This is a genomic window from Kitasatospora sp. NBC_00240 (genome assembly GCF_026342405.1).
In the GTDB taxonomy this organism is placed as follows: Bacteria; Actinomycetota; Actinomycetes; order Streptomycetales; family Streptomycetaceae; genus Kitasatospora.
In genome coordinates, this window is record NZ_JAPEMU010000001.1 from 5996481 (window position 1) to 6018473 (window position 21993).

Annotated in this window: 14 protein-coding genes and 2 rRNA genes; 9 read left to right on the top strand and 7 right to left on the bottom strand. The window is 70.5% G+C overall.

What is annotated here, in order from left to right:
• Positions 1-157: 157 nt before the first annotated feature.
• From OG689_RS25600 to OG689_RS25610, 3 genes are all read left to right on the top strand, one after another.
• Positions 158-3279 (top strand): 23S ribosomal RNA (locus OG689_RS25600).
• Between the two features lie 88 nt (positions 3280-3367).
• Positions 3368-3484: ribosomal RNA gene (gene rrf, locus OG689_RS25605) — 5S ribosomal RNA — on the top strand.
• A gap of 71 nt (positions 3485-3555) precedes the next feature.
• Positions 3556-4206 carry a transposase gene (locus OG689_RS25610; RefSeq protein WP_266323224.1) on the top strand — a complete coding sequence of 217 codons (651 nt, stop codon included), beginning with the start codon at positions 3556-3558 and terminating at the stop codon, positions 4204-4206.
• Positions 4207-4282: 76 nt separating this feature from the next.
• On the opposite strand, the gene OG689_RS25615 is transcribed toward OG689_RS25610, so the two are convergent.
• The 5 genes from OG689_RS25615 to OG689_RS25635 all read right to left on the bottom strand — a co-directional run bounded on the left by OG689_RS25615 (position 4283) and on the right by OG689_RS25635 (position 9880).
• A complete protein-coding gene (locus tag OG689_RS25615) occupies positions 4283-5593 on the bottom strand; it encodes a DUF58 domain-containing protein (RefSeq protein ID WP_266323225.1) in 1311 nt (436 codons plus the stop codon).
• Positions 5594-5630: 37 nt separating this feature from the next.
• Entirely contained in the window at positions 5631-6551 is a 921-nt protein-coding gene (locus tag OG689_RS25620; RefSeq protein WP_266327426.1) for a MoxR family ATPase, read from the bottom strand.
• Positions 6552-6628: 77 nt separating this feature from the next.
• Positions 6629-7993 carry a DUF4350 domain-containing protein gene (locus OG689_RS25625; RefSeq protein WP_266323226.1) on the bottom strand — a complete coding sequence of 455 codons (1365 nt, stop codon included), beginning with the start codon at positions 7991-7993 and terminating at the stop codon, positions 6629-6631.
• Positions 7990-8658: a DUF4129 domain-containing protein gene (locus tag OG689_RS25630; RefSeq protein ID WP_266323227.1), complete on the bottom strand. Its 669-nt coding sequence runs from the start codon at positions 8656-8658 to the stop codon at positions 7990-7992. The genes OG689_RS25625 and OG689_RS25630 overlap by 4 nt, the downstream gene beginning before the upstream one ends.
• Before the next feature lie 4 nt (positions 8659-8662).
• Complete coding sequence (locus OG689_RS25635) at positions 8663-9880, bottom strand: hypothetical protein (protein WP_266323228.1); 1218 nt, start codon at positions 9878-9880, stop codon at positions 8663-8665.
• Positions 9881-10115: 235 nt separating this feature from the next.
• Here OG689_RS25635 and mtrA point away from each other — a divergent pair, with 235 nt between their 5' ends.
• From mtrA to OG689_RS25650, 3 genes are all read left to right on the top strand, one after another.
• Positions 10116-10793 (top strand): MtrAB system response regulator MtrA, encoded by a 678-nt coding sequence (mtrA, locus tag OG689_RS25640; protein WP_073922994.1) that lies wholly within the window; start codon positions 10116-10118, stop codon positions 10791-10793.
• Between the two features lie 130 nt (positions 10794-10923).
• On the top strand, positions 10924-12978 hold the full coding sequence (gene mtrB, locus OG689_RS25645; RefSeq protein WP_266327428.1) for an MtrAB system histidine kinase MtrB: 2055 nt from the start codon (positions 10924-10926) through the stop codon (positions 12976-12978).
• On the top strand, positions 12950-14812 hold the full coding sequence (locus OG689_RS25650; protein ID WP_266323229.1) for an LpqB family beta-propeller domain-containing protein: 1863 nt from the start codon (positions 12950-12952) through the stop codon (positions 14810-14812). Before mtrB ends, OG689_RS25650 begins: the two co-directional genes overlap by 29 nt.
• On the opposite strand, the gene OG689_RS44875 is transcribed toward OG689_RS25650, so the two are convergent.
• Positions 14796-15749, bottom strand: coding sequence for a ComF family protein (locus OG689_RS44875; protein WP_323189326.1), 954 nt, complete (start codon positions 15747-15749; stop codon positions 14796-14798). The genes OG689_RS25650 and OG689_RS44875 overlap by 17 nt on opposite strands.
• A 373-nt stretch (positions 15750-16122) precedes the next feature.
• On the opposite strand from OG689_RS44875, the gene raiA reads away from it, so the two are divergent.
• A complete protein-coding gene (gene raiA / locus OG689_RS25660; RefSeq protein WP_266323230.1) occupies positions 16123-16821 on the top strand; it encodes a ribosome-associated translation inhibitor RaiA in 699 nt (232 codons plus the stop codon).
• A gap of 266 nt (positions 16822-17087) precedes the next feature.
• On the top strand, positions 17088-17780 hold the full coding sequence (locus OG689_RS25665) for a response regulator transcription factor (protein ID WP_229912723.1): 693 nt from the start codon (positions 17088-17090) through the stop codon (positions 17778-17780).
• A 67-nt stretch (positions 17781-17847) separates the two neighbouring features.
• Here the strand turns inward: OG689_RS25665 and OG689_RS25670 are convergent, their stop codons facing one another.
• A complete protein-coding gene (locus tag OG689_RS25670) occupies positions 17848-19017 on the bottom strand; it encodes a crosslink repair DNA glycosylase YcaQ family protein (protein WP_266323231.1) in 1170 nt (389 codons plus the stop codon).
• 220 nt (positions 19018-19237) lie between these two features.
• Here OG689_RS25670 and secA point away from each other — a divergent pair, with 220 nt between their 5' ends.
• Complete coding sequence (gene secA, locus OG689_RS25675) at positions 19238-21985, top strand: preprotein translocase subunit SecA (RefSeq protein WP_266323232.1); 2748 nt, start codon at positions 19238-19240, stop codon at positions 21983-21985.
• The last annotated feature ends 8 nt before the right edge of the window (positions 21986-21993 follow it).

A 21993-nucleotide genomic window follows, 5' to 3' on the forward strand; every position in this document is an offset into this window, starting at 1 on the left:
GCGGGTCTGGTGGGTCGGGCACGTTGTTGGGTCCTGAGGGAACGGCCGTATGGTCGTTGCTTCAGTGCCGGTCCTACTTGATGATCCTCGTTTCGGGGGTTTGATGGTGGGTGACTGGTCGTTGTTTGAGAACTGCACAGTGGACGCGAGCATCTGTGGCCAAGTTTTTAAGGGCGCACGGTGGATGCCTTGGCACCAGGAACCGATGAAGGACGTGGGAGGCCACGATAGTCCCCGGGGAGCCGTCAACCAGGCTTTGATCCGGGGGTTTCCGAATGGGGAAACCCGGCAGTCGTCATGGGCTGTCACCCATACCTGAACACATAGGGTATGTGGAGGGAACGCGGGGAAGTGAAACATCTCAGTACCCGCAGGAAGAGAAAACAACCGTGATTCCGGGAGTAGTGGCGAGCGAAACCGGATGAGGCTAAACCTGATACGTGTGATACCCGGCAGGGGTTGCGTATGAGGGGTCGTGGGAAAGTTCTTCAGTCGTCTGCCGGCGGCTGGGTGAGTCAGAAACCGTTGGTGTAGTCGAAGGACATGCGAAAGGTCCGGCGTAGAGGGTAAGACCCCCGTAGACGAAACATCAGCGGCTCACTTGAGCTTCTCCCAAGTAGCACGGAGCCCGAGAAATTCCGTGTGAATCTGGCGGGACCACCCGCTAAGCCTAAATATTCCCTGGTGACCGATAGCGGATAGTACCGTGAGGGAATGGTGAAAAGTACCGCGGGAGCGGAGTGAAATAGTACCTGAAACCGTGTGCCTACAAGCCGTGGGAGCGTCGGACAGTGGGCTTGCCCGTCTGTCTCGTGACTGCGTGCCTTTTGAAGAATGAGCCTGCGAGTTTGCGGTGTGTAGCGAGGTTAACCCGTGTGGGGTAGCCGTAGCGAAAGCGAGTCCGAATAGGGCGATCGAGTTGCATGCCCAAGACCCGAAGCGGAGTGATCTAGCCATGGGCAGGTTGAAGCGGAGGTAAGACTTCGTGGAGGACCGAACCCACCAGGGTTGAAAACCTGGGGGATGACCTGTGGTTAGGGGTGAAAGGCCAATCAAACTCCGTGATAGCTGGTTCTCCCCGAAATGCATTTAGGTGCAGCGTCACGTGTTTCTTGCCGGAGGTAGAGCACTGGATAGGCGATGGGCCTCACCGGGTTACTGACCTTAGCCAAACTCCGAATGCCGGTAAGTGAGAGCGTGGCAGTGAGACTGTGGGGGATAAGCTCCATGGTCGAGAGGGAAACAGCCCAGAACACCGACTAAGGTCCCTAAGCGTGTGCTAAGTGGGAAAGGATGTGGAGTCGCAGAGACAACCAGGAGGTTGGCTTAGAAGCAGCCACCCTTGAAAGAGTGCGTAATAGCTCACTGGTCAAGTGATTCCGCGCCGACAATGTAGCGGGGCTCAAGCACACCACCGAAGTCGTGTCATTGCAGCAACAGGGCCAACGCCTGCTGTGATGGGTAGGGGAGCGTCGTGTTCCGGGTGAAGCAGCGGAGGAATCCAGTTGTGGACGGGACACGAGTGAGAATGCAGGCATGAGTAGCGATACAAGAGTGAGAAACTCTTGCGCCGATTGACCAAGGGTTCCTGGGTCAAGCTGATCTGCCCAGGGTAAGTCGGGACCTAAGGCGAGGCCGACAGGCGTAGTCGATGGACAACGGGTTGATATTCCCGTACCCGCTTTGAAGCGCCAACGTCGAACCTCTGAATGCTAAAGCCGCGAAGCCGGCCTGGAGTCTTCGGACGAAGGGACGTGGTGGAGCCGCTGACCCAACAGGGTAGTAGGTGAGCGATGGGGTGACGCAGGAAGGTAGTCCAGCCCGGGCGGTGGTTGTCCCGGGGTAAGGGTGTAGGCCGAGTGATAGGCAAATCCGTCACTCATTAAGGCTGAGACCTGATGCCGAGCCGATTGTGGTGAAGTGGATGATCCTATGCTGTCGAGAAAAGCCTCTAGCGAGTTTCATGGCGGCCCGTACCCCAAACCGACTCAGGTGGTCAGGTAGAGAATACCGAGGCGTTCGGGTGAACTATGGTTAAGGAACTCGGCAAAATGCCCCCGTAACTTCGGGAGAAGGGGGCCGGAACTGGTGATGAGTCTTGCACTCTGAGCTGGGGCCGGCCGCAGAGACCAGCGAGAAGCGACTGTTTACTAAAAACACAGGTCCGTGCGAAGCCGTAAGGCGATGTATACGGACTGACGCCTGCCCGGTGCTGGAACGTTAAGGGGACCGGTTAGTCGAGATTCGTCTCGGCGAAGCTGAGAACTTAAGCGCCAGTAAACGGCGGTGGTAACTATAACCATCCTAAGGTAGCGAAATTCCTTGTCGGGTAAGTTCCGACCTGCACGAATGGCGTAACGACTTCTCGACTGTCTCAACCATAGGCCCGGTGAAATTGCATTACGAGTAAAGATGCTCGTTTCGCGCAGCAGGACGGAAAGACCCCGGGACCTTTACTATAGCTTGATATTGGTGTTCGGTTCGGCTTGTGTAGGATAGGTGGGAGACTTTGAAGCAGCCACGCCAGTGGTTGTGGAGTCGACGTTGAAATACCACTCTGGTCGTGCTGGATGTCTAACCTGGGTCCGTGATCCGGATCAGGGACAGTGTCTGGTGGGTAGTTTAACTGGGGCGGTTGCCTCCTAAAGAGTAACGGAGGCGCCCAAAGGTTCCCTCAGCCTGGTTGGCAATCAGGTGTTGAGTGTAAGTGCACAAGGGAGCTTGACTGTGAGACCGACGGGTCGAGCAGGTGCGAAAGCAGGGACTAGTGATCCGGCGGTGGCTTGTGGAAGCGCCGTCGCTCAACGGATAAAAGGTACCCCGGGGATAACAGGCTGATCTTCCCCAAGAGTCCATATCGACGGGATGGTTTGGCACCTCGATGTCGGCTCGTCGCATCCTGGGGCTGGAGTAGGTCCCAAGGGTTGGGCTGTTCGCCCATTAAAGCGGTACGCGAGCTGGGTTTAGAACGTCGTGAGACAGTTCGGTCCCTATCCGCTGTGCGCGTAGGAATATTGAGAAGGGCTGTCCCTAGTACGAGAGGACCGGGACGGACGAACCTCTGGTGTGCCAGTTGTCCTGCCAAGGGCATGGCTGGTTGGCTACGTTCGGGAGGGATAACCGCTGAAAGCATCTAAGCGGGAAGCCTGCTTCGAGATGAGTATTCCCACCTCCTTGAGAGGGTAAGGCTCCCAGTAGACGACTGGGTTGATAGGCCGGATGTGGAAGCCCTGTAAGGGGTGGAGCTGACCGGTACTAATAGGCCGAGGGCTTGTCCTCAGTTGCTCGCGTCCACTGTGTTGTTCTGAAACAACGACCCCACTTGCCCTGGTCACGGGTGGGTGGTGCGGTGACAGTTTCATAGTGTTTCGGTGGTCATAGCATGAGGGAAACGCCCGGTTACATTCCGAACCCGGAAGCTAAGCCTCATTGCGCCGATGGTACTGCAGGGGGGACCCTGTGGGAGAGTAGGACGCCGCCGAACAATCATTCCGAAGAACCCCCACCCGATTCCGGGTGGGGGTTCTTTGCGTTGGTGCGGGATACGATCGCGGTATGGCACGACCTGGCCCCAAGGCCCACCCCGAATCCCAGCCGCGTACCGAGCCCTTCAGCTTGTCGACCGACCCCTTCGCCCTGGAGACCTCGCACGAGGTCGCCGGCCTGTACCTGGCGCCCCCGGAGCGGGTCCTCGCCCTGCACGTGGATGCCGAGACGCTGCTGCGGCCCAAGCTGCGGACCGCGTTGGAGACCTTGAAGGACGAGCCGCTGCCGGCCGCCGTCACGGACCTGCTCGCCGGTCTGGACAGCACCACCGACACGGTCTCCGGCACGCTGCACCGCCGGCGGCGCGGCGTCGCCTTCCGGCAGTACCTGGCCAGGCTGGACAAGGAGCTGCCCGAGGGCGGCGAAGTCCACCTGATCTGCGACAACTACTTCACCCACAAGTCGCCGACGGTCATCAACTGGCTGCGGGTGCACCCCCGGTTCACCATGCACTTCGCGCCCGACGAGTCCGCCTGGCTGGCGCACGTCGAGCGCTGGTTCGCCTACCAGGCGGCGCGTGAGGGCTTCCACGGGGACAAGTCCTCGGCGACCGCGCTGGCGCAGGGTGTGGCCGACTGGCGCGAGCGCGCCGGGCAGGACGGCGCGGACGAGGAGGACGGCCACAGCGGTGTGCACGTCTGGGTGAAGCCGCGCTACTAGGTGGACGGCCCGGGCGCGGTCGGTCCCGCGCTGGGAGGGCGGCGGTCTGAACCGCGAGAGGTACCCGGGGCTCCCGCTACAGCCGGCCGGCCGCCTTCAGGGCCAGGTAGGCGTCGGCCAGGGCCGGGGCCAGTGCCGTCGGTGGAGCGTCCAGGACGGTCACGCCGAGCCGGGTGAGGTGTTCGGCGGTGTGGCGGCGGTCGGCGCGGGTCTGCTCGGCGGCGGCCGCCGCGTAGACGGCGTCCAAGGTGCCCCGGCCGGCCGCCAGTTCGTCGAGGTACGGGTCGGCGACCGAGGCCAGGACCACCTCGTGGCGCTTGGTGAGCAGCGGCAGCAGGGGGAGCAGGCCGTCCTCGACCGGGGCCGCGTCCAGGCCGGTGAGGATGACGACCAGCGACCGGTGCGGGGCCATCCGCAGCGCCGTGGAGACCAGCGAGCGCATGTCGGTCTCGAAGAGCGCGGGCTCCAGCACGGCCATCGCGTGGGTGAAGGCCGGCAGGATCTCGGACGGCGAGCGACCGGCCACCGAGGCCCGCCGGCGGACGTCCTGGGCGAGCAGGTCCACCCGGTCGCCGGCCTTGGTAGCCAGGGCGGTGAGGAGCAGGGCGGCGTCCAGCGAGGCGTCCAGCCGGGGGGCGTCGCCGACCCGGCCGGCCGAGGTGCGGCCGGTGTCGAGGGCGATCAGGATGTGCCGGTCGCGTTCGGGACGCCAGGTGCGGACGGCCACGGTGTTGCGGCGGGCGCTGGCCCGCCAGTCGATCGAGCGGACGTCGTCCCCGGGCAGGTACTCGCGCAGGGAGTCGAACTCGGTGCCCTGGCCGCGGGTCAGCACCGAGGTGCGGCCGTCCAGTTCACGCAGCCGGGCCAGCCGGGACGGCAGGTGCTTGCGACTGGTGAACGGCGGAAGCGCGCGGACCGTCCAGGGCACCAGGTGCGAGCCCTGCCGCCCGGCCAGCCCGAGCGGGCCGAGCGAGCGGACCGTCACCTTGTGCGCGTGGTGGTCGCCGCGCCGGGTGGGGGTCAGCAGCGTGGTGGCCCGGCGCCGTTCGCCGGCGGGCACCAGCAGCGAGTGCCGGGACGCGGCGAGCGCGGTGCCGGGACGCCAGGCCGACGGCGGCCAGGCGTCCCGGACGGCGGCCCGGAGCGGGCGGCCCGACGGGTTGGTGACGGTGAGTTCGACGGCGGCCGGCTCGCCCAGCCGGACGGCGGTGTCGCCACCGCGGCCGATCCGCAGCCCGCGGACCGGCGCCGCCAGCAGCAGGTCGGCCAGCACGGCCACGAGCAGGGCACCGGTGACCGCCCCGATCCCCGCCCAGGACGGCAGCAGCAGGCCGACGACGAGCGCGCCGAGTGCGGCGAGCAGGGCGGTGCGCCCGGTGACGGCCATGCGGGGACTCCCTAACAGGTGGTGAGGTGGTGGCGGGTCAGCGCGGAGCGGGCGTCTGGGCCAGAACGGCCTGGATCACCGAGTCGGCGGTGACACCCTCCATCTCGGCCTCGGCCCGCAGCTGGACCCGGTGCCGCAGCGCGGGCAGCGCGAGGGCCTTGACGTCGTCGGGGGTGACGAAGTCGCGGCCGGCCAGCCAGGCCCAGGCGCGGGAGGCGCCGAGCAGGGCGGTGGCGCCACGCGGGGAGACGCCCATCGACAGGGACGGCGACTGCCGGGTGGCCCGGCACAGGTCGACGATGTAGGCGAGCACCTCGGGGGAGACGGTGACCTTCGCGATCCGGGCCTGGGCGGCGACCAGGTCGGCCGGGCCCGCCACCGGGCGTACGCCGGCGGCGGCGAGGTTGCGCGGGTCGAAGCCGGCGGCGTGCCGGGCCAGCACCTGGAACTCCTGGTCCCGGGAGGGCAGCGGCAGGATCAGCTTCAGCAGGAAGCGGTCGAGCTGGGCCTCGGGGAGCGGGTAGGTGCCCTCGTACTCGACCGGGTTCTGGGTCGCGGCGACCAGGAACGGCACCGGCAGGGCCCGCGGGAGGCCGTCGACGGTGACCTGGCGCTCCTCCATGGCCTCCAGCAGGGCGGCCTGCGTCTTGGGCGGGGTCCGGTTGATCTCGTCCGCGAGCAGCAGGTTGGTGAAGACCGGGCCGGGCTGGAAGGAGAACTCGGCCGTGCGGGCGTCGTAGACCAGCGAGCCGGTGACGTCGCCGGGCATCAGGTCCGGGGTGAACTGGATCCGCTTCGTCTCCAGGCTGAGGGCCGTGGAGAGGGTGCGGATCAGCAGGGTCTTGGCGACGCCGGGGACGCCCTCCAGCAGGACGTGCCCGCCGCAGAGCAGGGCGACGACCAGGCCCGTGACGGCCGCGTCGTTGCCGACCACGGCCTTGGCGATCTCGGTGCGCAGGGCGGTGAGCGCCCGGCGCGGGTCGTCGTCCGCCGTGCCGGTGGCGGTGAGGGGGGTGGTGGCGGTGGCCTGCTCGGTCACGGCTGTCGTACCTGCCTTTCGAGGGCGTCCAGGTCGTCGGCGAGCCGCAGCAGCGCGGCGTCGTCGGTGGGGGCCGGGCCGTACAGCAGGAACTGGACGGCCGCGGCGGTGCTGTCGCCGGCCAGCCGGTCGGCGACGGCCGCGCAGAGCGCGACGGGGTCGGGGGCGCCGTGGACCGACGGGACGCCGAGCACGGGCGCCAGCCGGGTGGACGCGGCCCGGCGCAGTGCCTCGGCGGCCCGGCCGCGGGCCTTGGCCCGCCGGTAGAGCCGGGCCCGGCCCTCGGTGGTCTCGGCGGCCCGGACCACGACGGGCAGGTTCTCGGCGACCACCGGGCCGAGCCGGCGTCCGCGCCAGGCGGCGGCGAGCAGCGCCGCGACGGCGAGCTGCAGGCCGGCCCAGTACCATCCTTCGGGGATGAAGTCGGTGAGCTGCTTCTGCCGGTCGGCCGGGGCGGGGGCGCTGTAGTCGGGCAGGAGCCAGGTGAGCCGGGGACGGGAGCCGAGTAGGCCGAGGGCGAGGGCGGCGTTGCCCTCCTCGTCGATCCTGTCGTTGGTGAGGAAGGCGCCGCTGCCGAGGACGACCACGTCGGTGCCGGGGCCGGTGGGCTCCTGGACCAGCGGGTACGCGTTGTGCCGCGGGTAGCAGCCGGTGCCCTTCGGGCCGGGCCGGTAGAGCAGGCCGCCGAGCTGGGCGCTGCCGGCCCGGACGGCGTCGGGCTGCGAGCAGGCCGCCGAGGTGGTCGCGGGGGCCACGTAGTCCTGGAGGTCGCCCTCGCCGGACGGGGTGACGGCGGGGGCCAGCGCGTCGAGGGTCTCGCTGCTGGGGGCGATCAGCACCAGCCGCGAGTGCCGGGCGGCGGCCAGGGCGCGCAGCTGGTCGGCGGTGAGGCGGTCGGGCTCGGGCACCACGAAGGTCTCGGCGCCGACGGCCGGGGTCGCCGGTTCGCCGGTGGTGCCGGTGCTGAGGCCCTGCTGCTCCAGCAGGCGGACGACGGCGTGGGTGCCGCCCGGGTCGGTGGAGCGCGGGTCCAGCGGGGGGTACCGGTCCTCGCCCTTGAGACCGGCCAGCAGCAGGCCGGTGACCAGCAGGACGGCGCCGGCGAGCAGGAACCAGCGGGAGCGCAGCCACAGGGCGCGGGAGGTCGGCGTCAGGCTGGTGCCGGGACCGTTCCCGGCGCTGCCGTCCGCCGGGCCGCCCACCAGCACGTCCACGCGGCCGTCCACCGGGCCCGCTGCCGCGCCCTGGGCCGGTACCTGGACGGACGGGAGGACGGCGGCCGCCGGTGCGGCCTGAGGGGCCTGAGGGGCGTGCGGGACGTCCGGGCCGGTGGCCGGGGCGGGCGTGCCGGTGCTGGTCATACCGCGCCCTCCGGGGCCGGGGCGAGGGTGGGGCGGGTGCGCTCCAGCGCCTGGTCGAGGTCGCTCAGCAGCTGGTAGGCGCCCTGGTCGGCAGCCCGGTCGCCGTAGGCGATGGTGTCGAAGGTGCGGGCCGCCGCGGTGAGGGCGGTGGCGTGCGCGGGCAGGGCGCGGCCGGCCTCGGCGGCCGCCTCGTCGGCGGTACGTCCGGGGCGCGGGTCCAGCAGGGTGCGCTCTTCGAGGGAACGGACCAGGGCGCGCATCTGGTCCCGGACGGCTTCGGTCCAGCGTCCGGCGGCCGCGTGTGCGCGGGCGTCGGCGCGGTACCCGTCGGCAGTGCGCGGGCCCTGGCTGTCGAAGAGGCCGGTGGCGCTGCGGGCCGCGCGGCCCGGGGCGCCGAGGCGCCACCAGACGGCGGCGACGATCACCAGCGCGACGACCAGGAAGAGCACCAGCCCGGTGGTTCCGTTCGCGGCGCTGCCGACGCCCTCCAATGCTTTGGAGATCTGCTCCCAGAACCAGTCGGAGATCCGCTGCAGCAGGCTCGGGTCGTGCCGGTGGTAGGCGGGGTTGAGCAGTTCCTGCCGGGCGGCGTCACGGGCCGGGTCGCGCGGGACGGTGACCGGGGCGCCGCCGGCCAGCAGCGCCCCCTCCCCCCAGGTCGGCATCCGGTCAGAGCCTCGCCGCTGCCGGATCGCCGTCGTCGGCCGGTCCGGTCGGGCCGGAGGGGCCGGTCGGACCGGGCTCGGTCAGGCCGGCCGCCCGGGTCAGCTCGATGTCGAGGGCCTCGCGGCGGATCCGCTGGTCCACGTAGATCAGCACGTTGATGGCGGCGCCGGCCGGGATGGTGATGGTGCCGCCGATCACGCCGCCGACGGCGATCACGACCAGGGCGGCGGGCGGCAGCGCGGGGTCCAGGCCGGCGCTGAGGGAGTCCCCGAATGCTTCGTCCCCGGCCATCGCCAGACCGACGAGGCTGAACGGCATCTCGATGATCCCGGCGATGATGGTGATCAGGACGGAGCCGAGCGCGCTGATGAAGAAGACCCGCCACCAGGAGCCGCGGACCAGCCGGCGGGAGCGGGAGAAGGCGGCCCCGATGCCCTGCTTCTCCAGCATCAGGGCGGGGGCGGCGAGGCTGAGCTGGACGGTGACCCAGAAGGCCGCCAGGACGCCGGCGCCGAGGACCATGGCGAGCAGCACGACGAGGCCGGGGTTCGGGTCGGGCCGGCTGGCGATCACGTAACCGATCAGCGGAGCGGCCGAGACCAGGATGATCCCGAGCATGATCAGGGCGTTGAGCAGGGTCAGCCCGAGCAGCTGGAGCACCCGGGGCCGGGAGTCGCGCCAGGCCTCGCCGACGGTGACCGACCGGCCCAGGATCGCCCTGCTGACCACCATGGTGAGCAGCGCGGTGGCGACCACCCCGATCAGCAGGGTCAGCGGTACCTGGGCGAGGGCGGAGACCACCGGCAGCACGCTGTCCGGGTTCTGGTAGGCCTGCCACTGGATGAGCACGACGATGGTCTGCTGCACGACGGCCAGCCCGAGCGAGATGCCGAGCGTGGTGCGCCAGTGCCGGCGGACGGTGGAGAACGCGCCGTCCAGGATCTCGCCGACGCCCAGCGGGCGCAGCGGGATGACGCCCGGCTTGGGGCTCTGCGGGAAGCCCCAGGGCTGGCCGCCCCACGGCTGCTGGCCACCGGGCGCGCCGCCCCAGGCCTGCTGGCCGCCGGGCGGGGGGCCGCCGTAGCCGCCGCCCCAGGCCGGCGGGGTGGTCCCGTGTGGTGACGACTGCCCGGGCACGGTGGGTGCGCCGGCCGGCGGCCGGCCTTCCTCGCCGGGCTGCTCGGACGAGCTGGGCGGTGCCCAGCCCGGGGTGTCGGTCATCACTTGCTCCTGGGAGGGGGCTCGGTTCACAGGCCGGATCGGCGTCCTGTGCCGCCCATCGTGCCATGGTGGGTGCGGACGCCCCAGGGGTATCCGGTTGCTGATCGACAACAGGCCGCCCGGGACGGGCGCGCTGTCGCCATTCGTCCGGTTTGGACGTGTTTCGGTGGAGGAGAAGGCAAGAAATGGGACCACTGTGCTCCAGGTCACAATCCGGTAATGAGAAGATGGACGCATGAAGGGACGCGTCCTCGTCGTTGATGACGACTCCGCACTGGCCGAGATGCTCGGCATTGTGTTGCGTGGTGAAGGTTTTGAGCCGTTTTTCGTCGCCGATGGGGACAAGGCGCTAGCCGCGTTCCGGGAGACCAAGCCGGATCTGGTCCTGCTCGACCTGATGCTGCCGGGCCGCGACGGCATCGACGTCGCCCGGCAGATCAGGGCCGAGTCCGGGGTCCCGATCGTCATGCTCACCGCGAAGACCGACACGGTCGACATCGTGGTGGGCCTGGAGTCGGGTGCCGACGACTACGTCGTCAAGCCGTTCAAGCCCAAGGAGCTGGTGGCGCGGGTGCGGGCCCGGCTGCGGCGGGCCGAGGAGCCGACCCCGGAGCAGCTCACCATCGGCGATCTGGTGATCGACGTGGCCGGGCACTCGGTCAAGCGGGACGGGCGGGGCATCCCGCTGACCCCGCTGGAGTTCGACCTGCTGGTCGCGCTGGCCCGCAAGCCCTGGCAAGTGTTCACCCGCGAGGTGCTGCTGGAGCAGGTGTGGGGCTACCGGCACGCGGCGGACACCCGGCTGGTGAACGTCCACGTCCAGCGTCTCCGTTCCAAGATCGAGAAGGACCCCGAGCGGCCCGAGATCGTGGTGACGGTGCGGGGCGTCGGCTACAAGGCGGGGCCCAGCTGACGTGACGTACCAGGCTGACCACTCCCCGTCGGGCGAGAGCCTCGACGGGGAGGCCACCGTGCAGGGGGACGTTCTGAGCTCGACCACCGAGGGCCGGGCGCCCCGGCGTGGTCCGGCGGCCCTGCTCGCGATGGTGGCGCGTCAGCTGCGCCGCCCGCTGATGCGGGTGACCGCGCTCTACCGGCGCTCCATCCAGCTGCGGGTGGTCGCGGCGACCCTGCTCCTCTCCGTGACCGTGGTGCTGGTGCTCGGTGTCGTGGTGGTCGCCCAGGTCCGGGCCGGGCTGCTGGACACCAAGAAGCTCTCGGCCCGCAGTCAGGCCGGCGGCGGGTTCCAGAGCGAGCAGAAGAAGATCAACGAGGCGGTCGCCCTCAAGTCCAAGGTCGGCAGCACCGGGGACCCGACCAACGACGAGATCGGCACCTGGCTGCTCAAGCAGGTCTCCGACCTCGCCATCAGCGGCCAGGGCCTGTACTCCGTCATCGCGATGGTGCCCTCGACCGGCGCGCACGTGTCGGCCAAGAGCTCCGACCTGCTCGGCCCCCGCTACTCCGGCGACATCCTGCCGAGCAGCATCCCGGCCGCCCTGCGCGAGCAGGTCGCCGCCGAGCCCGGTGCCTCCTTCGAGAAGCCGACCGTCATCGACCGCTCGGCCGACGGCGGATCCGACCCGAGCCACGACCCCGGTCTGGCGATCGGCAAGCAGTTCACCGGCCCGGGCGACATCGAGTACCAGCTCTACTACGTCTTCTCCTTCGAACAGGAGAGCAAGACCCTCGACCTGGTCACCGGCACCCTGGCCACCGCCGGGCTGTTCGTGGTGATCCTGCTGGTCGGCATCGCCTGGCTGGTGGTGCGCCAGGTGGTCACCCCGGTCCGGATGGCCGCCGGGATCTCCGAGCGGCTGGCCGCCGGACACCTGGAAGAACGGATGAAGGTCACCGGCACCGACGACATCGCCCGCCTCGGCGACTCGTTCAACCGGATGGCGAACGGCCTGCAGGCGCAGATCCGCCAGTTGGAGGAGCTGTCCCGGGTGCAGCGGCGCTTCGTCTCGGACGTCTCGCACGAGCTGCGCACCCCGCTGACCACCGTCCGGATGGCCGCCGACCTGATCTACGACAGCCGCGAGGACCTGGACCCGATGGCGGCCCGCTCCGCGGAGCTGCTGCAGGGCCAGCTGGACCGCTTCGAGTCGCTGCTCGCCGACCTGCTGGAGATCAGCCGGTTCGACGCCGGCGCCGCGATCCTCGACGCCGAGCCCGTCGACCTGCGCGACATCGTCGCCCGGGTGGTCGAGGCCGCCGACCCGCTCGCCCAGGCCAAGGGCAGCGCCGTGGTCATCCGCGGCGACGGCGAGCCGGTGGTGGCCGAGGTGGACTCCCGGCGGATCGAGCGCATCCTGCGCAACCTGGTGGTCAACGCGCTGGAGCACGGCGAGGGCCGGGACGTGGTGATCCGGCTCGGCTCCGCCGAGGGCGCGGTCGCGGTCGGCGTCCGGGACTACGGCATCGGCCTGAAGCCCGGCGAGGCCTCCCGGGTCTTCCACCGCTTCTGGCGGGCCGACCCCTCCCGGGTGCGGACCACCGGCGGCACCGGTCTGGGCCTGTCCATCGCGGTGGAGGACGCGCATCTGCACGGCGGCTGGCTGCAGGCCTGGGGCGAGCCCGGCGGCGGCTCGCACTTCCGGCTCACCATGCCGCGCACCCGCGGCGGCGAGATCAACCGCGCGCCGTTCCGGCTGGAGCCGGAGGACTCGCGCAACAACCGGGGCCTGGGCTCCACCGGTACGCCGTACCGCCGGGCCGCGCGCCCGGCCGGTGCCACCGCGCTGACCGCGGCCGGCGAGCCGACGGTCGTGCCGGAGACGCCGGACGGTGGACCGACCGGCTTCGGCAGCGGCCTCGGCGGGGTGCTGAGCATCGGTCCCGGCCTCGGCGGCCGCCGGGCGGCCGAGGTGCCGCGCTCGAACCCCTCGGACGTCAGCACGGCCGGGGCGGGATACGGTGCCACCGGTGCCCAGATCGTCGTCGACCGGACGGTCGCGATGCCCTCGGTGACGCAGCGCACGTCCGGTCCGGACGCCGACGAAGGCGCGGACGGCGGTTGGCAGGGCAGCCACAGCAGGGCCGGGACGGACACGGAGGGGTCGCAGCGTGCGAAGGACCAGCAGCAGGAAGGCTGACCCGCGCCGGGCGGGCACGGCCGGCGCCGTGCTGGCCTCGCTGCTGCTGGGCGGCTGCGCGGCCATGCCGGACTCCGGACCGGTCAGCAAGGTGGAGTTCTCCCAGGGCGCCGCGGACAAGAACCTGCAGGTCCGGGTCTTTCCGGTGGCCCCCTACAAGGGCGAGGAGCCGCGCCGTCTGCTGGCGGGCTTCCTCGACGCCTCGATATCCGACGAGGAGGGGTACGACACCGCCAGGAAGTACCTCACCGAAGGCGCGCACAGCCGGTGGAACCCCGAGGCGGGCATCACGGTGCTGGCCGGCGACCCGACGTACAGCGGCGGCCAGGAGGTCAAGGAGGGCGACACCACGGCGGCCCTGACGGCCTCGGGCACCCAGGTCGCCCAGGTCGACGCCCGGCACACCTACCGCTACGCCGACGGTGAGACGAAGTCGGAGTTCACCTTCGTCAAGGAGAACGGCGAGTGGCGGATCGACCGGCTGCCCGACGGGCTGCTCGTCAACCAGACCAACTTCCGCAACAGCTACCGGCAGTTCTCCCGCTTCTTCTACACCGGCTCCGACCCGTCGCTGCCGACCGCGCGCGAGGTGCTGGTCGCCGACCCGATCTACCTGCGCCGGCGAATAGACCCGCTGACCGCCGCCGCCAAGGCGCTGGCCGGGGGGCCCTCGGAGTGGCTGGCCCCGGTGGTCAGCACCACGTTCGAAGGCGTCGCGGTGAAGCAGGTGACCGTCGACGACAGCAAGGTCGCCCGGGTGGAGGTCGAGGGTTCCGACCTCGGCGGCCGGCCGCAGTTCTGCCAGCGGATGGCCGCACAGCTCTTCTTCACCCTCGCCGACCAGGGCAAGGGCCAGATCGACCGGCTGGAGCTGCGCAGCGGCAGCGGCTCCTGCTCGACCAGCAGGTCGCTGGCCGAGCAGGTCGCGCCGGGCAGCCTGGCCGGCGGGTCCACCGCGACCAGGCAGTACTACCAGCGCCACGAGACCGGGCAGCTGATGACGGCCGCCGACCAGGGTGAGGGCACCCCGGTGCCGGGTGAGCTGGGCAAGGTCCCGCCGCCCGGCCGCGCGCCGTTCGGGACGGTCGCCGTCCGCCGGGACGGCCAGCGGGCCGCCGTCGTCAGCGGCGACGGGCAGCAGCTGTACACCGTGAACATCACCGACGGCAGCACCCTGGGCCAGGCGGTGCTGACCAGTGCCGGCCACCCGGCCCAGCCGGAGGACGGCCTGGCCTCGCCCAGCTGGGACGGCCGGGGCGATCTCTGGGTGGTGGACCGCGCCGCCCCCACCCCGCGGGTGAACATGATCCGCGAGAGCAGGACGGTCACCGTGCCGGTGGACGACCTGGGCAGCCGGACGGTGCAGAGCCTCAAGGTCTCCTCGGACGGCGTCCGGGTCGCGCTGGTCCTGAAGGACGGGACCGGTGCCCGGAGCCTGGCGCTGGGCGTGGTGGTGCACAGCGGTACGCCGGGCGCGCAGCAGGTGCGGATCTCCGGGCTGCGCACGGTCGCTCCGCTGCTGGCCGAGGTGGCCTCGGTGTCCTGGGCGGACACCGACCAGCTGCTGGTGATGGGCAAGGAGAAGGACCGGCTGCAGCAGCTGTACTACATCAGTACGGACGGCTCGCAGAGCGCCGACGCCCCGTTGCAGGGCGGCGGGATGGCCACGGTGGCCGCCTCGGAGGGCCGGGAGAACGGCAGCGTGCCGCCGGTCCTGGCGGTGCAGATCGCGGAGAGCAAGGTCACCGAGGGCAAGATCTACCGGTTGATCGGCAACCAGTGGCGTGAGCTCGTCCTGCCGTACACCGCGAGTTCCTTCATCTACCCCGGGTGACCTCTGGGCCGTGGGTGGCCCGTCCCTTGTCGCCCCCGAGCCCCACGCGGGCGGCGGACGGCCCGCCCGGGGCCGGCGGCCGCGCCGCGGTCGCCCGGCGCAGGCCGGCCGCGGCCACCGTGGCGGCGGCGCTCGGCGGTGCCCCGGCCATGGTCAGGGCGCGGGCGGCCTCGGTGAGGCTGGCGCCGGTGGTGACCAGGTCGTCGACCAGGACGAGCCGGCAGGGTGTCGCACGATCCGTCCCCGCCTGATCCGTTCCCGCCCCACCCGATGTGGCGTGGTCCGTCGCCGCCCGACCCGGTGCCGGGTGACCGGTCGTGCGCTGACCCGCCGTCGGGTGAGCAGTCATCGGGTGAGCAGTCGTCGGGTGAGCTGCCGTCGGGTGAGCTGCCGTCGGCCGACAGGGTGCCAGCCGCCCGGCCAGCCGGGCCGGTACGGTCAGCGCGCCGTCCAGGTTGTGCTGCCGCGCCGCGGCCGAGAGCCCCGACTGGTCGGCCACCCGCCGGGTGTGCCGCAGGACGGCGGCGACCGCGGCGGGCCGGCCGTCCCGGCGCAGGGAACGGGCCGCCGCCCGGGCCAGCCGCAGGGTCGGGTCGTGCCCGCGGGCCCGGACGGACCCGCGGGTCGAGGGCACCGGGACCAGCAGCACCGGGCACCCGGCCCCGCCCGGGCCGAGGGCCGAGCGCACGGCGCCGGCCAAGGCCTCGCCCAGGGGGCCGGCCAGCGGCAGCGCGCCGCGTTCCTTGTGGGCCAGCAGCAGCCGGCGGACGGGATCGGCGTACAGGGCGGCGGCGTGCACCGCGGTGAAGGCGGTGGGGCCGGGCCGGGCGGCGGTCAGGGCGGCCCGGCAGGAGGGGCACAGCGGGATCCGGCCGCTTCCGCAGCCCGCGCAGGGAGCCGGCAGCAACAGGCCCAGCAGGGCGCTGAACAGGGGCATTGCTCCTCCTGACCGCTCGCAGGCACGGAGAGTGAGGCCAGAATGAGCCGTCCGAGTGGAGTTGTCGAGGTGTTTACCCGTATTTCACTCGCAGGAGGGTAGGCAGGGTGCAACAGCTTTACAGCCAGCCCGGCCGCGCTAGGTTCGAACCGTTCCGTCCCGCTGAAGAGGCGAAATCCCCGTGCGAGGTGTTCCATGAGGCTCCAGGGGGTTTCAAGCGTCCCTGGTGGGGAGGAAGTGAGGTGAGGGCCAGTCGCGCTCGCCGCCCGCGGCGACGCGGAGGGCCGGCAGAGAATGGGCTGGTCCGGCTGGGTCTCAGCCCGATCCGGTAGTCAATCCGGGTCGGCGTCAGCACGAGGGATCGGAGTTCTGCGTGGACATCGTCGTCAAGGGCCGCAAGACCGAGGTGCCCAAGAGGTTCCGCGAGCACGTGGCCGAGAAGCTGGAGAAGGTCCAGAAGTTCGACGGCAAGGTGATCAGCCTCGACGTCGAGGTGTCCAAGGAACACAACCCGCGCCAGGCCGACCGGTCCGAGCGGGTGGAGATCACTGTCCGTACCCGTGGCCCGGTGATCCGGGCCGAGGCCGCCGCCGCGGACCCCTACGCGGCGCTCGACCTGGCCTCGGCGAAGCTCGACGCGCAGCTGCGCAAGTCCGCCGACCGGCGACGCGTGCACAAGGGCGGCAACGGCCGTACCCCGATCAGCGTCGCGGAGGCGACCGCCGCGCTCGCGGCCCTGCCGGAGGCGGAGAAGGTCGACAACAGCGCCAACGGGGCGGTCCGCAAGACCAAGATGGGATCCCTGGAGGTGGAGGGCGACGGTCCGCTCGTCGTCCGCGAGAAGACGCACCCCGCCGCGCCGATGGCGCTGGACCAGGCGCTCTACGAGATGGAGCTGGTCGGCCACGACTTCTACCTCTTCGTGGAGAAGGACAGCGGCCTGCCGAGCGTGGTCTACCGCCGGCACGGCTACCACTACGGTGTCATCCACCTCAAGGCCGACGGGAACGCCGTCGCCGGTGAGGCCGGTGGCGCCGGAGGCGCGATCGGCGGCCCTGACGACGAGGACTGACCGACCGCAGCTCTGAAGGAAGTGCGGGTGACCCCGGCGGCCGGTGCCGCCGGGGTCACCCGCGTGCGGGCGGGGGAGGCCGTCCGGCGCCCCTCGGTGACCGAAGCGGAACCGGGCCGACTCGGAGTGTGATCGGGGCTGCGCCATTCGTGGAATGATTGGCGCGACGACGACCGGCGACGGGGGAGGAGCGGATGGGGGATCATTTCGGGCTGGGGCCCGCCGGTGGGCCGGTCCCGGGGGTACCCGCGGGTGCGGGGGAGGCCTTGGAGCCCGATTACTCCCCTCGCAGGGGGGAGCCGATCCGTGTCCTGGTGGTGGACGACCACGCCCTGTTCCGCCGCGGCCTGGAGATCGTGCTGGCCGAGGAGGAGGACATCAAGGTCATCGGGGAGGCGGGGGACGGCGCCGAGGCTGTGCTGAAGGCCGCCGATCTGCTGCCGGACATCATCCTGATGGACGTCCGGATGCCGCGCCGCAGCGGGATCGAGGCCTGCACCGCGATCAAGGACGTGGTGCCCAGCGCCAAGATCATCATGCTGACGATCAGCGACGAGGAAGCCGACCTCTACGAGGCCATCAAGGCGGGGGCCACCGGCTACCTGCTCAAGGAGATCTCCACCGACGAGGTCGCCACCGCCATCCGCGCGGTCGCCGACGGCCAGTCGCAGATCAGCCCGTCGATGGCGTCCAAGCTGCTCACCGAGTTCAAGTCGATGATCCAGCGGCGCTCCGACGACCGGGACCTGGTGCCGGCGCCCCGGCTGACCGACCGGGAGCTGGAGGTGCTCAAGCTGGTGGCGACCGGGATGAACAACCGGGAGATCGCCAAGGAGCTCTTCATCAGCGAGAACACCGTGAAGAACCACGTCCGCAACATCCTGGAGAAGCTGCAGCTGCACTCCCGGATGGAGGCCGTGGTCTACGCGATGCGGGAGAAGATCCTCGAAATAGGGTGACCGCCCGCCGCGTCCGCCCGCCGCTCCCGCCCGTTGTCCCGGCCCGCCGGGCCCTCGCCGGCCCGGCTCAGCCGCCCAGGAGCTTCTCCAGGGCCGGGCGCAGCGACTCGTCCGCGAGGGCCTCCACCCGGACGCTCCCGCAGCCCACCCAGTCGGCCGCCTCGCGCAGCGCGCGGGCCAGCGGCTCGACGTACTTCGGTGCCTCCAGGGAGATCTGACGGGCCACCAGGGTGCGCCCCTCGCGGGCCGGGTCCACCCGGCCGACCAGCCGGCCGCCCGCCAGCAACGGCATGGCGAAGTAGCCGTGCACCCGCTTGTGCCGGGGCGTGTACGCCTCCAGCCGGTGCGCCATGCCGAAGATCCGCTCCGTCCGGGCGCGGTCCCAGACCAGCGAGTCGAACGGGGACAGCAGCGTGGTGCGGTGCCGCCCGCGCGGCTCGGCGGCCAGCGCCGCCGGGTCGGCCCAGGCGTCGGCGGCGGCGCCCTGCGGGCCCCAGCCGGCGACCCGCACCGGCACCAGGCCGGAGTCGGCCAGCACCGTGTCCACCTGCTCGGCCTTGAGGCGGTGGTAGTCCGTCAGGTCCGTCCTGGTCGCGACCCCGAGCGCGGCGCCGGACTGCGCGACCAGGGTGCGCAGGCACTCGTGGTCGTCCGGGTCGCGGCCGAACAGCTCGGCCGGGACGGCCCGTTCGGCGAGCTCGTAGACCCGCTTCCAGCTGCGCCGCTCGGTGCAGACCACGTCGCCGAAGGCCAGCGCCCGCTCCACCGCGATCTTGGTGTCGGACCAGTCCCACCACTCGGCCGTCCGCTTGGCGCCGCCCAGCTCGGTCGAGGTCAGCGGCCCCTCGGCGCGGAGCTTGTCCAGCACGCCCTGGTACGTCCGGGGGGTGACCTGGTGGCCCCAGAGGTTGCCGCGCGCGCGGTAGGCGCGGCGGCGGAAGGCGAACAGCGGCCACTCCTCGACGGGCAGCACGCAGGCCGCGTGCGACCAGTACTCGAAGCTGGTGCCGCCGCCCCAGTAGGCCGCCTCCACGGCGGGCCGGCCGACCGCGCCCAGCCGCGCGTACGGGATCAGCTCGTGCGAGCGGGCCAGCACGGAGATGGTGTCCAGCTGGACGGCGCCCAGGTGCCGCAGCACCCCGCGGACCCCGCCCCGGCGGTCCGGCGCCCCGAGCAGGCCCTGCGCTCGCAGGGCGATCCGGCGGGCCTCGTCGGCGGTCAGCGTGGTGACGGTCATGCCTGGCAGCGTAGGGTGCGGCACCGACAACGGACGGGCCCGGTGACCGGTTTGACCCGGTAGGCAGGGCTATCGGAGGAAGTGCTCCCAGGGGTGACACGGGAATAGCGTGCTGACGCACCTCCCGGGGCATTGGACTCCTCGCATACGATGGCCCGTGCGGTGGGGTGGACCCCCCGTGCAGTCGTCCAGTGCCAATACAGGCAAGGAGCCCGCTCTAGTGTCCGTCTTCGACAAGATCCTGCGCGCCGGCGAAGGCAAGATCCTTCGCAAGCTGCAGCGGATTGCTGCCCAGGTCAACTCCATCGAAGAGGACTTCGCCAACCTCACCGACGCCGAGCTGCGCGCGCTGACCGACGAGTACAAGCAGCGCCTGGCGGACGGTGAGAGCCTGGACGACCTTCTGCCCGAGGCGTTCGCGACCGTCCGGGAGGCCGCCAAGCGGGTGCTCGGCCAGCGGCACTACGACGTCCAGATCATGGGCGGCGCCGCGCTGCACCTCGGCTACGTCGCCGAGATGCGCACCGGTGAGGGCAAGACCCTCGTCGGTACGCTCCCGACGTACCTGAACGCGCTGACCGGCAAGGGCGTTCACCTGATCACCACCAACGACTACCTCGCCGAGCGCGACTCGGAGTGGATGGGCCGGGTGCACCGCTTCCTCGGCCTCGAGGTCGGTGTGGTGCTGGGCAACATGACCCCCGCCGAGCGCAAGCGCCAGTACGGGATGGACATCACGTACGGCACCAACAACGAGTTCGGCTTCGACTACCTGCGCGACAACATGGCCTGGTCGAAGGACGAACTCGTCCAGCGCGGCCACAACTTCGCGGTGGTCGACGAGGTCGACTCGATCCTGATCGACGAGGCCCGTACGCCGCTGATCATCTCCGGCCCGGCCGACCAGGCGACCAAGTGGTACGCCGACTTCGCCAAGCTGGTGCAGCGCCTCAAGATCGACCGCGACTACGAGGTCGACGAGAAGAAGCGCACCGTGGGTGTCCTGGAGGAGGGCGTCTCGCGGGTCGAGGACTACCTCGGCATCGACAACCTCTACGAGTCGGTCAACACGCCGCTGGTCGGGTTCCTGAACAACGCCATCAAGGCCAAGGAGCTCTACAAGGCGGACAAGGACTACGTCGTCATGAACGGCGAAGTCATGATCGTCGACGAGCACACCGGCCGTATCCTCGCCGGCCGCCGCTACAACGAGGGCATGCACCAGGCGATCGAGGCCAAGGAGGGGGTGGAGGTCCAGAACGAGAACCAGACGCTGGCCACCATCACCCTGCAGAACTTCTTCCGCCTGTACGACAAGCTCTCCGGCATGACCGGTACCGGTACCACCGAGGCCGCCGAGTTCCACCAGATCTACAAGCTCGGCGTGGTGCCGATCCCCACCAACAAGAATCCGCGCCGCATCGACCAGCCCGACCTGATCTACAAGTCGGAGCCGGCCAAGTTCGCCGCCGTGGTCGAGGACATCGCCGAGAAGCACGAGAAGGGCCAGCCCGTCCTGGTCGGCACCGTCTCGGTCGAGAAGTCCGAGTACCTGTCGCAGGAGCTGCGCAAGCGCGGCATCCCGCACGAGGTGCTGAACGCCAAGCACCACGAGCGCGAGGCGCAGATCGTCGCGCAGGCCGGCCGCAAGGGCGCCGTCACCGTCGCCACCAACATGGCAGGCCGCGGTACCGACATCATGCTCGGCGGCAACCCCGACCACCTCGCGGCGGCCGAGCTGGCCCAGCGCGGGCTTGCCCCGACCGACACCCCGGACGAGTACGAGGCGGCCTTCCCGGAGGCGTTGGAGAAGGCCAAGGCCGCGGTCAAGGCCGAGCAGGAAGAGGTCCGCGAGGCCGGCGGCCTGTACGTGCTGGGCACCGAGCGGCACGAGTCGCGCCGCATCGACAACCAGCTGCGCGGCCGCTCCGGCCGTCAGGGCGACCCGGGCGAGTCCCGGTTCTACCTCTCGCTGGGCGACGACCTGATGCGCCTGTTCAAGGCCGGCATGGTCGAGCGCGTGCTGTCGATGGCGAACGTCCCGGAGGACGTGCCGATCGAGTCGAAGATGGTGACCCGGGCGATCGCCTCGGCCCAGACCCAGGTCGAGCAGCAGAACTTCGAGATCCGCAAGAACGTCCTGAAGTACGACGAGGTGCTGAACCGCCAGCGCGAGGTCATCTACGGCGAGCGCCGCCGGGTCCTGGAGGGCGAGGACCTCCAGGAGCAGATCGGCCACTTCATGGACGACACCGTCGAGGCCTACGTCAAGGCCGCGACCGGTGAGGGCTTCGAGGACGACTGGGACCTCGACAAGCTGTGGACCGCGCTGAAGCAGCTCTACCCGGTCACCCTCGACCTGGAGGAGCTGGAGGAGGAGGCCGGCGGCCCCGCGGGCCTGACCTCCGAGTTCCTGGTCAAGGCCGTCCAGGAGGACATCCAGGCCCAGTACGGCGCCCGGGAGGACCAGCTCGGCGAGGAGATCATGCGCGAGCTGGAGCGCCGCGTGGTGCTCTCCGTGCTGGACCGCCGCTGGCGCGAGCACCTCTACGAGATGGACTACCTCCAGGAGGGCATCGGCCTGCGGGCGATGGCCCAGCGCGACCCGCTGGTCGAGTACCAGCGCGAGGGCTTCGACATGTTCACCGCCATGATGGAGGGGATCAAGGAGGAGTCCGTCGGCTACCTGTTCAACCTGGAGGTCCAGGTCGAGCAGCAGGTCGAGGAGGTCCCGGTCGCGGACGGCGAGATCTCGCTGGAGAAGGAGAGCCGCCCGGAGATCAAGGCCAAGGGCCTGGAGGCGCCGAAGCCGCAGCGGCTGCACTACACCGCTCCGTCGGTCGACGGCGACGACACCGTGATCGAGGGCGACTTCGAGGACCTGGTCGAGGACGAGGGCGACGGCCTGACCCGGGCCGAGCGCCGCAAGGCCGCCAAGTCGGCCAAGGGCCGCCGCCGCAAGGCCTGAGCCGGTGA